Annotated in this window: 10 protein-coding genes; 2 read left to right on the forward strand and 8 right to left on the reverse strand. The window is 75.0% G+C overall.

Annotated features, from left to right (window positions below; all coding sequences use genetic code 11):
• Nucleotides 1-70 precede the first annotated feature (70 nt).
• Together coaE and rpsA are read right to left on the reverse strand one after the other, a co-directional pair.
• Nucleotides 71-664, reverse strand: a complete 594-nt coding sequence (gene coaE, locus VMI11_14845; protein ID HTY73674.1) for a dephospho-CoA kinase — start codon at nt 662-664, stop codon at nt 71-73.
• 51 nt (nt 665-715) lie between these two features.
• Nucleotides 716-2,305, reverse strand: a complete 1,590-nt coding sequence (rpsA, locus tag VMI11_14850; protein HTY73675.1) for a 30S ribosomal protein S1 — start codon at nt 2,303-2,305, stop codon at nt 716-718.
• A 169-nt stretch (nt 2,306-2,474) separates the two neighbouring features.
• Here rpsA and VMI11_14855 point away from each other — a divergent pair, with 169 nt between their 5' ends.
• Nucleotides 2,475-3,299 carry a class I SAM-dependent methyltransferase gene (locus VMI11_14855; GenBank protein HTY73676.1) on the forward strand — a complete coding sequence of 275 codons (825 nt, stop codon included), beginning with the start codon at nt 2,475-2,477 and terminating at the stop codon, nt 3,297-3,299.
• Between the two features lie 15 nt (nt 3,300-3,314).
• Here VMI11_14855 and VMI11_14860 read toward each other — a convergent pair whose 3' ends face one another.
• Genes VMI11_14860 through VMI11_14875 form a run of 4 tightly spaced genes read right to left on the reverse strand, consistent with a single transcriptional unit; the run spans nt 3,315 to nt 6,523 of the window.
• Nucleotides 3,315-4,310, reverse strand: a complete 996-nt coding sequence (locus VMI11_14860; GenBank protein ID HTY73677.1) for a DUF3068 domain-containing protein — start codon at nt 4,308-4,310, stop codon at nt 3,315-3,317.
• A gap of 59 nt (nt 4,311-4,369) precedes the next feature.
• Complete coding sequence (locus VMI11_14865) at nt 4,370-4,921, reverse strand: HAD-IIIA family hydrolase (protein ID HTY73678.1); 552 nt, start codon at nt 4,919-4,921, stop codon at nt 4,370-4,372.
• Nucleotides 4,918-5,502 (reverse strand): SIS domain-containing protein, encoded by a 585-nt coding sequence (locus VMI11_14870; protein ID HTY73679.1) that lies wholly within the window; start codon nt 5,500-5,502, stop codon nt 4,918-4,920. Before VMI11_14870 ends, VMI11_14865 begins: the two co-directional genes overlap by 4 nt.
• Entirely contained in the window at nt 5,495-6,523 is a 1,029-nt protein-coding gene (locus tag VMI11_14875; GenBank protein HTY73680.1) for a GHMP kinase, read from the reverse strand. Before VMI11_14875 ends, VMI11_14870 begins: the two co-directional genes overlap by 8 nt.
• A gap of 113 nt (nt 6,524-6,636) precedes the next feature.
• Between VMI11_14875 and VMI11_14880 the strand changes: the two genes are divergently transcribed.
• Nucleotides 6,637-7,794 carry an acyltransferase gene (locus VMI11_14880; protein ID HTY73681.1) on the forward strand — a complete coding sequence of 386 codons (1,158 nt, stop codon included), beginning with the start codon at nt 6,637-6,639 and terminating at the stop codon, nt 7,792-7,794.
• On the opposite strand, the gene VMI11_14885 is transcribed toward VMI11_14880, so the two are convergent.
• Both VMI11_14885 and VMI11_14890 read right to left on the reverse strand, forming a co-directional pair.
• Nucleotides 7,727-11,749, reverse strand: a complete 4,023-nt coding sequence (locus tag VMI11_14885; GenBank protein HTY73682.1) for an alpha-(1->3)-arabinofuranosyltransferase family protein — start codon at nt 11,747-11,749, stop codon at nt 7,727-7,729. The genes VMI11_14880 and VMI11_14885 overlap by 68 nt on opposite strands.
• Entirely contained in the window at nt 11,742-12,476 is a 735-nt protein-coding gene (locus VMI11_14890) for a class I SAM-dependent methyltransferase (GenBank protein ID HTY73683.1), read from the reverse strand. Before VMI11_14890 ends, VMI11_14885 begins: the two co-directional genes overlap by 8 nt.
• Nucleotides 12,477-12,575: the final 99 nt, after the last annotated feature.

Genomic DNA, 12,575 nt, shown 5'->3' on the forward strand with positions numbered 1-12,575 from the left:
AGGCGCCGGCGGCGCCCGGTCAACCCGGCGCCCGGCGGCGCCCGGTCAACCCGGTGCCGGCGGCACCCGGTCAACCCGCGGCCGCCTCCAGTCGAGCCCAGAGCTCGGCGACCCGCGTGTCGAGGGCCGCCAGGTCGCCGTCGTTCTCGACGACGATGTCGGCAGCCGCGAGCCGGGCCTCGCGGGAGGCCTGCGCGGCCATCCGCGCCCGGGCATCGGCCTCGGTCAGGCCACGGGCGACCACCCGCCGCAGGCGAAGGTCGTCCGGCGCGTCCACGACGACGACGACGTCGTAGTCGGCTTCGAGGCCGTTCTCCACCAGCAGGGGGACGTCGTGCACGACGACCGAGTCGGGTGGGACGGCCGCGACGAGCTCAGCCGCCCGGGCGGCGACGAGGGGGTGGACGATGCGGTTGAGCCGGGCCAGCTGCTCAGGGTCGCCGAAGACACGGGCGGCCAGGGCGGCGCGGTCGAGACGCCCGTCGAGCCCGACCACCTCGTCGCCGAAGCCCTCGACCACCGCGGCGAAGCCCTCGGTGCCCGGCTCGACGACGTCGCGGGCGAGCCGGTCCGCGTCGATCACCAGCGCACCGAGCGCGGCCAGCCGCCGGGCCACCTCGGACTTGCCCGAGCCGATCCCGCCGGTCAGCCCGACACGCAGCACCCGGTCACGCCCCTGGCATGCGCGGCCGACCTCCCGCGCGGCGACGCGGGCTCAGTCGCCGGAGAGCTTCTCGCGCAGGGCCGCCAGCGCCTCGTCGGACGCGAGGGTGCCCTCGGTCTCCTCCGACTCCGAGGAGTACGTCGAGGGGGCCTCGCCGCTCTCCTCCGCAGCGGCCGCACTGGCCTCGGCATCGGCCTTCTGGGCCTCGGCGACCTGCTTCTGGTGCGCCTCGAAGCGGGCCTGCGCGGCGGCGTACTGCCGTTCCCACTCCTCGCGCTGGGACTCATACCCCGGCAGCCACTCCCCCGTCTCGGAGTCGAAGCCCTCGGGGTAGATGTAGTTGCCGGCCTCGTCGTAGCTGGCCGTCATGCCGTAGAGGGTCGGGTCGAAGTCCCCCGCGACCGCCTCACCGATGGTGCCCTCGTTGGCCTGCTTGAGCGACAGCGAGATCCGGCGGCGCTCCAGGTCGATGTCGATGACCTTGACGAAGATCTCGTCGCCCACCTGGACGACCTGCTCCGGGATCTCGACGTGGCGCTCGGCGAGCTCGGAGATGTGCACGAGCCCCTCGATGCCCTCGTCGACGCGCACGAAGGCGCCGAAGGGGACCAGCTTGGTGACCCGCCCGGGCACGACCTGGCCGATCTGGTGGGTGCGGGCGAACTGCTGCCAGGGATCCTCCTGGGTCGCCTTGAGCGACAGGGACACCCGTTCGCGGTCCATGTCCACGTCGAGGACCTCGACGGTGACCTCCTGGCCGACCTCGACGACCTCGGAGGGGTGGTCGATGTGCTTCCACGACAGCTCGGAGACGTGCACGAGGCCGTCGACCCCGCCCAGGTCGACGAAGGCGCCGAAGTTGACGATCGAGGACACGACGCCGCTTCTGACCTGGCCCTTCTGCAGCGTGGTGAGGAAGGTCTGGCGAACCTCGCTCTGGGTCTGCTCGAGCCAGGCGCGGCGGGACAGCACGACGTTGTTGCGGTTCTTGTCCAGCTCGATGATCTTGGCCTCGAGCTGCTTCCCGACATAGGGCTGCAGGTCGCGCACGCGGCGCATCTCCACGAGGGAGGCCGGCAGGAAGCCGCGCAGGCCGATGTCGAGGATCAGGCCGCCCTTGACCACCTCGATGACGGTGCCGGTGACGACCCCGTCGTCCTCCTTGACCTTCTCGATCGAGCCCCAGGCGCGCTCGTACTGGGCGCGCTTCTTGGACAGGATCAGCCGGCCCTCCTTGTCCTCCTTCTGCAGGACGAGGGCCTCGACGTGGTCACCGACGCTGACGACCTCGTTGGGGTCGACGTCGTGCTTGATCGACAGCTCGCGGGAGGGGATGACGCCCTCGGTCTTGTACCCGATGTCGAGCAGGACCTCGTCCCGGTCGACCTTGACGATGGTGCCCTCGACGATGTCCCCGTCGTTGAAGTACTTGATCGTCTGGTCGACCGCCGCCAGGAAGTCGTCCGCGGACCCGATGTCGTTGACCGCCACCTGGGGGGCGGGAGCGGCGGACGCGGCCCCAGGGGCCTCGGTGACGCCAGTGGCGCCAGTGGCTTCGGTGGCGCCAGTGGCTTCGGTGGCGCCAGTGGCTCCTGCGCCCTCGGCGGTGCTGGGTACGGCGGTCTCGGTACTGGACGTCATGAGTGGTGGGTTCTCCGTGGCGGACAGGGTGTCGGCGAGCGCGCGGAGGGCCCTTGGGTCGACGCAGCGGGACCCGAGGTGACGAGTCTGGGGCAAGGTCGAGCGCGAGCCTGCTCGGTCCGAGGTGCGCGCAGGCCCACAGCGCGGGGGCGAGTCTACGGTTGGGCGGGTGGAGGGGTCAATCGAGGCCGGGCCGGGGCGCGTCGGCCGGGGCAGCCCCGGGGACGCCGAGTCCCGCCACGCGTCGCGGGCCTGGTGGGACGCCGAGGCCGACGCCTACCAGGCCGAGCACGGGGCGTTCCTGCGCGACGTCGGCTTCGTCTGGGGGCCGGAGGGCCTGAACGAGGCCGACGTCCACCTGCTCGGCGACGTCGCCGGCCGGCGCGTCCTGGAGGTCGGCTGCGGGGCCGCCCAGTGCTCCCGCTGGCTGCTAGCGGAGGGCGCCCACCCGGTGGGCGTGGACCTGTCCCACCGCCAGCTCCAGCACGCCAGAGACGTCGACGAGCGGACCGGGCTGCGGGTGCCGGTCGCCCAGGCTGACGCCCTCGCCCTCCCCTTCGCCGCCGGCACGTTCGACCTGGCGTGCAGCGCCTTCGGCGCGGTGCCGTTCGTCGGCGACTCGGCCGCCCTCATGGCCGAGGTCGCGCGGGTGCTGCGCCCGGGCGCCCGGTGGGTCTTCGCGGTCAACCACCCGCTCACCTGGGTCCTCGCCGACGACCCCGGTCCCGACGGACTGGTCGTGCGCACGTCCTACTTCGACCGCCGCGCCTATGTCGAGCGCGACGAGGCGGGCGCCGTGACCTACGTCCAGCACCACCGCACGCTCGGCGACCGGGTGCGCGAGCTGGTCTCAGCCGGGTTCGTCCTCGAGGACCTGGTCGAGCCCGAGTGGCCGGCCGGGCACGAGCGGGTGTGGGGCGCCTGGTCCCCGTTGCGCGGGGCGCTGGTCCCCGGCACGGCCGTGTTCGTGTGCCGGCTCACGGCCGGCGGCTGAAGGCCCCGGCCGCGGTCAGGCGGTGGCCGCAGGGACCGGCGGGCTCGGCTCGGCCGGACCCGCCTCGCCCGAGCGGCGCAGGAGCAGGACGAGGCCGATCACCAGCGAGATGATCCCGAGGACGAGGCAGATCAGGGGAACCGTCGTGCTGACGAGCGTCAGCTTGTTCTTGCCCTGCGACGCCAGGTGGGCGCTCTCCTTCACATTGCCCGCCGTGAACCGCAGGTCGACGTCGATGAGGACCAGCTTGTCGGCGCCGGAGGCGTCGCGCAGCGTCTGCTTGATCTGCTCGCGGCCATCCACGATCACGCCGGTCACCGGCTCCACCCACACGGTCCGGACGTTGGCGTAGAAGCGGGGCGCGGTCACCGAGGGCTGCGTCGACCCCACGAGGCTCCCGGGCACCTCCAGCGTCGCGAACTGGGTGGGCGGGATCACCTGCACGAACTTGTACGTCTGCACGCCGTCGACGGTCTGGGTGCTGACGTACTTCATCGGCAGCGCCTTGGCGAGGACGGTGTCGAAGTACTGGTAGGTCTTCTTCTGGGTGTCGAACGGGAACTTCCACGGCATGATCCCGGAGAAGTCCTTGATCGGGGTCCCGTCGGTGTTGGAGTGGCAGCAGTCGATCATCTGCGAGGAGTGCCCGTCGAAGGCGATGCGCGCGGTGGTCGAGTCGACCAGGCTCTGGTCCTGGCTGCGCACGGTGGTGAGCGACTCGTCGTAGACCGTCCGGTCGTTCGCGCCGGTGCTGGCGGACACGTCCCCCTTGACGCGGCGCTGGCTCGACACGGGGACGTTGGTCAGCGTCTTCAGGCTGCCCGCGTCGAAGAGCGTGGTCGCGACGCCACTGGAGGGGGACAGCAGCACGCCCCGGTCGCACAGCGGCCCCGAGGAGCAGGTCAGGGGGGCGACGGCGGCATGCGGAGCGACGTAGAAGTGGAACAGGGGCGCCAACACCACCAGGAACGTGCCCAGCCCCACCAGCACCAGCCCCACGGCTCGGCGCATGACCAGCCTCCCGGCGCGTCGACGGTGACGCTCGCACGCTACCGCATGGGCGGTCTCGGTCAGGCGAGCCGGCGCGGAGTCGGCCGGGAGAGGAGCCGCTCGACCGCGTCGGCGAGGTCGTCCGCGACCAGGTCTGCCGGCGCGCCGTCGGGGTGCCGGCCGACGAGGACCCGCAGGAGTCCGAGCCGATCGCCCACCCGGGCGTCGGAGGGCGAGTCGCCGACGACGACGCAGCGCTGCCCACGCAGGTACGGGCGCTGCTCCAGCACCCTCCTCACCAGTCCGTCGGCGGGCTTGCGGCACGCGCAGGACCCGATGTCGTGCGGGCATACTTGGATGCTGTCGACCCGCGCGCCCTCGGCGGCGAGCAGGGCGCACAGCGCGCGGTTGACCTCGACCAGACCGGAGTCGTCGAGCAGGCCGAGCGCCACGCAGCGCTGGTTGGTCACGACATGGACCTCGATGCCGCGCTCGTTCAGCCTCGCCACCGCCGCACCCGCCCCGTCGAGGAGCCGCACCTGCTGCGGGTGCAGAACGTAACCGCCGGGGTCGGCGGCGGCGTTGAGCGTCCCGTCCCGGTCGACGAAGACCGCGTCCCAGTCTCCGGTCACGCCTCGAGCGCCACCTCGACCATCTCGGCCCAGACGTGGCACCACAGTGCGTGCACCTCCTGGACGGCGCCGGTACGGCTGCTGGGGGCGAGCAGGACGTGGTCCGCGGCCCCTAGCAGGTCACCTCCGTCGCCACCGGTCAGGGCCACCGTCGCCAGCCCGCGCGCTCGACCCTCCTGCAGGGCGCGGAGGACGTTGCCCGAGCGCCCGCTGGTCGACAGCACGACCAGGGCGTCGCCGGGTCGCCCGTACGCCGCGACCTGCCGGGCGAAGACCTGCTCGTAGCCGTAGTCGTTGGCCAGCGCCGTCACCACGGTGGGCTCGGTGAGGGCGATCGAGGGCAGCGGCCGCCGGTCCCGCGTGCACCGACCGACGAACTCGGCCGCCGCGTGCTGCGCCTGGGCCGCGCTCCCGCCGTTGCCGGCGAACAACGTCTGCCCGCCGCCGGCGTAGGTGCGCACGAGGAGCTCGCCGACCTGGATGACCGCCCGCTGGAGATCCTCGTCCGCCACCGCCGCCGCGACCCGCCCGAACTCGCCCACCCGTTCGGCGACCAGCGCCTGCCATCGGGCGTCAGCCATCGACGCGCCAGGTGGTCAGCCCGAGCGGTTCGAAGGTGATCTCCCCGACGGACAGACCGAGGCCCAGGAGGTCCTCGGCGACCAGGTGGCGGCGGTCGAAGGCGCAGTAGAAGACCATGTAGCCGCCGCCACCGGCTCCGGTCACCTTGCCGCCCAGCGCCCCGGCGCGGACGGCCCGTTCGTAGACCTCGTCGATGAACGGGGTCGCGATACGAGGGCTCAGGCGACGCTTGGCCTGCCAGGCCTCGTCGAGGAGGTGGCCGAAGTCGTCGTGGCGGCCGCGCAACAGCGCGTCCTTCATCTGGCGGGCCAGCTCCTTCTGCTGCTGCAGCCCCTTGACCGCCTCGGAGTCCCCTGCCGAGTAACGGCGCACCTGGTCGTCGATGATGTGGTCGGACAACCGGGTCCGGCCGGTGTACACGAGCAGCAGGTTGTGCTCGAGCTCGTTGACCACTTCAGGCTTGACCCGCAGCGGGTTGACGACGACCCGGTCGGCACCGAACTCGATGAAGTTGAAGCCACCGAAGGTGGCCGAGTAGTGGTCCTGACGACCCCCGCGGATGCCCAGGTCGGTCCGTTCGACGTCGTGGGCCACCTCGGCCAGGACGTAGTCGGTCAGCCCCAGGCGGCAGCGCTCCTGGAGAACCGCCACGAGCGCGACCACCATCGCGGACGAGGCGCCCAGGCCGGATCCCGGCGGGGCGCTGGAGTGCAGGAAGAGGTCGAAGCCGTCGAGCTCCCGGTCGATGAGCCGGTGGACCGCGGCCTTCGCCAGGTCCAGGTCGCCGTCGAAGGCGGGCCGCTCGTCCACGCCGAACTCCACGGACAGGCCGTAGTCGAGCGATCGGACGCTGACCTGCCGGTCGCAGCGCGGCACCAGGCTGGCGAAGGCGTAGCGGTTGATGGTGGCCGACAGGACGGCGCCGCCCTCGTCGGCGGGGAACGGCGGCACGTCGGTCCCGCCGCCGGCGAAGCTGATGCGCAGCGGCGCCCTCGCCCGCAGGATCGGCTCGCGTCCCATGCTCTGCCCGGCTCCTCGACTCCTCGAGCGGCGACTCATCGAGCGGCCACGTTGGGGGGACCCTACGACAGAGTCCGCGGTCACGGGCCGAGCCGGTCTGCGACGCTGCCCACGTGAGCGACGAGCGGGCCCGGCACGACCTGCCGCTGCTCGACGGGGTTCGCGCGCTCGCTGCGCTCATGGTGCTCATCACGCACGTCGGGTTCGACACCGGGGCGAGCGCGCGGGGGCCGGCGGGTGCGCTGCTCGCCCGCCTGGACGCCGGGGTCGCCTTGTTCTTCGCGCTCTCGGGGATGCTTCTGCTGCGGCCGTGGCTGGGCGACGCCCCCCTGGCCGTACGGACGTACGGGCTCCGCCGCGCGGTCCGCATCCTCCCCGCCTACTGGGTGGTGCTGGCCGCGGCCCTGCTGACCACCGCTCGCGGTGCCTCCCCCGGCGCCGCCGTGCGCAACGCGCTGCTCCTGCAGACCTATCGAGGGCCGCTGCTGCCGGGGCTGACCCAGACCTGGAGCCTGTGCACCGAGGTGGCCTTCTATGCGCTGCTGCCGCTCGCCGCCCCGTTCGTGGCACGAGGGAGTGCCACCCCGACGGGCCGGCGTCGGCTGCTGGTGCTGATGGCGCTGGGCTGTCTGTTCGCCTGGACGTGGGCGGCCGTCGCCGCTACCGCCCTGCTGCCGCCGCTGGCCTCGACGTGGCTGCCCGGCCACCTCGACTGGTTCCTCGTGGGGATGGCGCTGGCGCTGGCCGAGCAGCGCATCCGCGCGCAGCCCGCCGGGGCGCTCGCGCGGGCCCGGGCCGAGGTCGCCGCCCGCCCGGGGAGCCTGCTCCTGCTGGCGCTCGCGGTGCTCTGGCTCGCGGGGACGCCGCTGGGCGGGCCACGGACGCTCGCGCCTCCCGCACCGGGGACGGCCGCGCTGAAGGAGGCGCTGTACGCCGTCATCGCCGGGCTCGTGCTGGCCGCGGTCGCCGCCTCCGACCAGCGGCGCGGCACGATGCACGTGGCGCTGGGCGGTCGGTCCGTCCAGGCGCTGGGCCGGGTGTCGTACGGCGTCTTCCTGTGGCACGTCCTGGTCCTGGCCGGGGCGATGGCGCTGCTGCACCGGCCGGTGTTCGGCGGCGGGTTCTTCCCCGTCCTCGCGCTCACCCTCGCCGGCACCCTGCTGGTCTCGGCGGTGTCGTGGCAGGTGCTCGAGTCGCCGTTGCTCAGCCGGGTCCATCGTCGCCCGACCCGGGTGCCGGACCGGCCGTCGTCGCCGTCACCAGGAGGGTGATCGCGACCACCTGGGTGGCCGCCGAGACCCACCACGGATGGGCGCCCGCCACGCCGATGCCGACCAGGCACGCGAGCAGCGTCGTCCCGACCGCGATCGCCGGTACGGCCCTGCGGGCGAGGACGAAGCGTCCGAGCGCCCAGCCGGCCAGGCCGGCCCCCCCGGTGAGCACGACCGCGGCCAGGAGCGCGAGGGTCGTGCGCTCCCCGCGCACGGGGTGGCCGTCCGCGACGGCCGGGGCGGCGGCTCGGCGGGCCGGGGCCGTCGCCAGCGCCAGGAGGAGCAGGACCGCCACGACACCGGCCCCGAGCCCGGCCCGCTGCAGGTCCCCGGGCCGGTAGGTCAGCACGGCGGCGCCAGCCAGGCCGTCGGGGACGCGCCACGCCTGGCGCCACCCGTCGACGCGGACGGGGACAAGGGCACGCCCTCGGACGGAGGCGGACCATCCGGGGTTGAAGCCCTCGTCGAGGACAAGCAGCCCGCCGGCGCCCGGCAGCGAGACGACCCGGTGCTCCGGCGCCCACCGCTGCACCGGTAACGGCTCGGCGACCCCGCTCGACGACGTCGTCGTCGGATCCAGGGCCACGCCCGCGACGTCGAAGGCCGGCGACGACGTCGCGACCAGCCGGTGCTCCCCTGGGCCGAGGACTGTCGCGCTCGCCCCGCAGACACGGGCGGGGAGCGGCTGCCCGCCCAGCACCGCCGCGCCGGAGGCGACGAGGGCGGTCTGGTAGCTCACCCCGTCCAGGCGCACGGTCGGGCCGGACCCGCAGCCCAGCCGGACGTCTCCGGCCACGGGTGCTGGCGCACCCGTCAGATCCAGCTCGTCGATCTGGGGCGCGGCGGCGCCGGAGGCGGCGGCTCGCAGGTGGAGGGTCACCCGGAGCGTCCGACCGCCCAGCGGCGCGAACGCGAGGCGCCCGTCCGGGCCGGGCGTACCCGTCCGCGTCCCGGCCGCGGTGGCCACCACGACGTGGGTGACCCGCCCCAGCGTGGACCGGGGGGCCTGGAGGCGGAGCCCGGTCACGGTCACCGGGCGGGCGTAGCGCAGGCCCAGGCTGGGCGCCGGGTCCGTGGCGGCGGGGAGCCAGGCGGTCCGCGGGTCGCCGTCGACCGCGGCGCCGGGGCGCGCCGCGGAGTCGGCGACGAGGCGGCTGGAGCCGCTGACCGTCTCGCCCGACGCCGCGTCGAGCAGCGCGTCGAGCGCGCCGCCCTGGCGGGGCGTCACCGTGACCGCGAGCCGCACCGGGGCGCTCGCCGACACCGTGAAGGTGCGGTCCAGCGGCCCCGGCTCGGGCCCGGCGTCGAGGAGCGGCGGGCCGCCGGAGGACTCCGGGACGCAGGCCCAGCCCGGGCCGGAGTCGATGCACGCGCGCCGCGCCCCGGCCTCCCTGGTGAACGCCCAGCGGGTGCCCGGACCGGCGCCCGCGGAGTCGGCCGGCACCACGACGGTCCGGCTGATCGGTGGCAGGCCGAGCACCTCGGCGAGTCCCGGTTGCGCGTCCGGGCCGTCCCCGGTGAGCCGGATGCTGACCCAGGAGGTGTCGCCGGCGGGGAGCGGGACGCTGACCCGCTGCCCCTCGACCGGGCCGCTCCACCGGCCGGCGGCGCTGCGCACGCTCACGGCGCGCGGCTGGGTCGCGGGGGACCCGGCCATGACCAGGAGGAGCCGGGTGAGGCGCACCTGCCGGCCCAGGTCCACCCGCCAGGTCGCGGTCCGCCCGCGCGCCGCCACCCAGGCGGTCGCCGGGTCGCCGTCGACGGCGGCGTAGGGGTCGTACGCCGGCCCGAGGTAGCCCTTGGCGAAGGGGTCCGCGGCGCTCGAGGAGGCGGTGACAGCGGCGGCCCCGATCAGCCTGGTGGTCGTCTGGTGCTCGGTGCCGGCGTACGGGAGCACGTCGGCCGCGGGCCGCCCGCGGGCCGGCTCCGACGACGCGGGCAGGGTCGGGCCGTAGGCGTCGACGCTGTCGGCACCCATGTCGCGCAGCCGTCGGCGCAGCGTGTCGGTGACGAGCATCGGGTCGACCGGTCCGCCGTCGGCGCGGGCGACGTACGGCGTGCCCGGGTCCACCGCGATGTCCCCGGTGAGTGCCTCCGGCCCGCCGCTGAGCCCGACCGGCTGACCGGTGAGCAGCTGCGCGCGGGGCGGCGGCGAGCCGACCCGGAAGACCTCGACGGCGGGGCGTCTGGGCAGGGTGCCGGACACGTCGTCGAGGCCACCTGCGGTCGAGACGAGCGGGCCGAAGGAGGCGGCGAGGCTGATGCCGGGGCTGGCGGCGAGCGCGGCCCGCACCACCGCCGGCGGCGTCGCGGCCGCGTCGGCTGCGAGGTCGTTGCGCAGCACGACGAGGCCGACCCCGGCCCGGTGCAGCGCGGCGGCCAGGCCCGGCGAGCCGACGCCGGTGCTGAGCTGGGCCTCGAAGCCGTCCAGCAGCCGGGTCGCCCCGGGCGCGCCGAGCGGCACCGCCCCCCGGACCGCCCATGGCGAGCGGGCCAGGGCCTGCAGCGGCTCGTCCTCGGGTCGGCCCCAGGTGTACTCGCCGAACCGGGACGCCGGCTCGAGCAGCGCCCGGCCGGGCTGGCCGGCCAGCCAGTCCGCCGTCTGTCGCCAGTACGCGGGGATCGCGGCGAAGCTGCCCCGCGGGGCCAGGCTGCCGGTCCAGGCCGGTGCGGTGGCGAGCACGACCGGGAGGAGGACGAGGGCGAGCCCGGTCGCCGACGCGCCCCGGGGGTGGCCGCGCACCCAGCGGCCTTCGTCGCCGCCGAGGTGCTCGCCGAGCCACCTGACGACCCGGGGCAGGCCGGCCAGTGCCGCGGCGAGGCCGAGCACCACCGCGACGCGCAGCACCGGGTCGAACTTGTGGACGTTGCGGTACGCCGCCAGCGGGCCGTCCAGCAGCCGCTGCACCGCGCCCGCCGCGGGCGCCCCCGCCGCTCCGGCGTACCCGGCGCCCACCAGGACCGTGCCCGCGAGCGCGCACCAGCCGAGGAAGCGTCGCTCCGGGGTGCGACGGTCCGCGAGTCCGGCGAGGCCGGTCCCGGCCACGAGCACAGTCGCGGCTGCCGGGATCGCGACCGCGGCCAGCTCGAACCCCGCGGGCCACTGGGCGCCGAGCGGACCCACCAGGAAGGCGATCCAGTGGTCGGTGCCGCGGAGCACGTTCGACACCGACGTCACGGCCGTGGTGAGCGACGCGGTCTCGATGAGGGACAGGAACGGATAGGCGTACCGGCCCAGGACCAGCAGCGGGAGTGCCCACCAGGCCGTGGCCAGGAGGACGGCCAGCGCCCACCAGCCGGCGAGCGCGCGCCGCCGCGAACCCCCGGCCCGGCTCAGCAGGAACAGGACCGGCACGACGAGCACCGCGCTCGCCGCCGCCGCGTTGACCCCGCCCGCGAACAGCAGGGCCACTCCCGAGCGCGCGGCCGCGCGGCGGGGCGACCCCTGGCGCGACCCCGACACGAGCGGCACCACGACCCAGGGCAGGACCGCCAGCGGGAGCGCCTCCACGGAGATCGAGCCGAGCTCGCTGAGGACGCGCGGGCTCAGCGCATAGGCGAGGGCGGCGATGATGCGGGTGTCGGGGGTGCCGATCCGCAGCTCGCGCGCGAGCCGGCCGAGACCCGCGTACGCCCCCACGAGCAGCACGCTCCACCACAGCCGCTGGGCGGCCCAGGCGGGGACGCGCAGCTCGTGGGCGACCCAGAAGAAGGGGCCCATCGGGAACAGGTACCCGTACGCCTGGTTCTGCAGCTGGCCGAAGGACGCCTGCGGGTCCCACGCCTGCAAGGCGCGGGAGAGGAAGCGCGAGGGGTCCACGACCAGGTCCAGCTTGGTGTCGGCCACGATCCGGCCCGGGGCCTGGCTGAAGGCGATCGCCACGAGGACGGTCGCACCGGTCGCCCAGCGGACCCGCTGGACGAGCCGCGGCGGGCTGGCCGCGGCCTCAGACACGGCGCAGGACGAGGAGCAGGTTCCAGGTCAGCACCTCGCGCAGGCCGGGCACTCGCACCAGCGGCGCCGCCCACGCGGGGTAGTAGCGCGGGCGGGCGGTGAGCAGCTCGGCCCCGTCCTGGCCGCGCGCCCACCGGATGCCGTCGGCGACGGAGACCCGGTACGCCGTCTCGCCCACCCGGTTCTTGGGCGGGTGCCCGTAGCGGCGCTCGTAGCGGCGGATCGCCCGCTCGCCCCCGAGGTAGTGCCACGGGGAGGTCTCGTGGCCGCCCCACGGCGACAGCCAGTTCGTGTACGCGACGACGACCAGCCCGCCCCGGCGAGTCACCCGCACGAGCTCGGCCCCGAGGCGCTCGGGGCGCACGACGTGCTCGAAGACGTTGCTGCAGAAGCACACGTCGACCCCGCCGTCCGCGAACGGCAGCGCCTCCCCCCTCGCGGCGACGAGCACGACGCGCGAGTCGGCCCTGAGGTCGGCGCGTTCCGGGTCGGCGGCGACGTAGCGGGCGCCGCGCTCCTCGAAGGCGGCGGCGAACTCCGGGCGGCCCGCGCCGACGTCGAGCACGACCCGCCCCGCCAGGTCGGTGTAGGCCAGCACGGTGCCCACCGAGTCCTCGGCGAGCACCGAGTAGAAGCGCTGCGGCTCGGTCTGCTCGACCGCGAACGCCCGCACCAGCCGGACGGAGCGGGCCAGCCCCCCGGGCGGCTTCGGCCGGGCCTGGGGCATCCGGGCATGCTAGCCGCGCGGTGACGGGCGACCCGCGAGCAGCGCGGACGGCGTTACCCGTGAGTAGGATCCCGCGTCGATGCCCAGTCGCCCGAGGAC

The organism is Actinomycetes bacterium, assembly GCA_035506535.1.
Classification (GTDB): domain Bacteria; phylum Actinomycetota; class Actinomycetes; order DATJPE01; family DATJPE01; genus DATJPE01.

Coding starts and splice junctions, on each gene's coding strand:
- VMI11_14870 (HTY73679.1), bottom strand. CDS start 5,502: ATGGCTGACGCCCGATGGCAGGCGCTGGTCGCCGAACGGGTGGGCGAG.
- VMI11_14860 (HTY73677.1), bottom strand. CDS start 4,310: ATGCGCCGAGCCGTGGGGCTGGTGCTGGTGGGGCTGGGCACGTTCCTG.
- rpsA (HTY73675.1), bottom strand. CDS start 2,305: ATGACGTCCAGTACCGAGACCGCCGTACCCAGCACCGCCGAGGGCGCA.
- VMI11_14875 (HTY73680.1), bottom strand. CDS start 6,523: ATGGGACGCGAGCCGATCCTGCGGGCGAGGGCGCCGCTGCGCATCAGC.
- VMI11_14890 (HTY73683.1), bottom strand. CDS start 12,476: ATGCCCCAGGCCCGGCCGAAGCCGCCCGGGGGGCTGGCCCGCTCCGTC.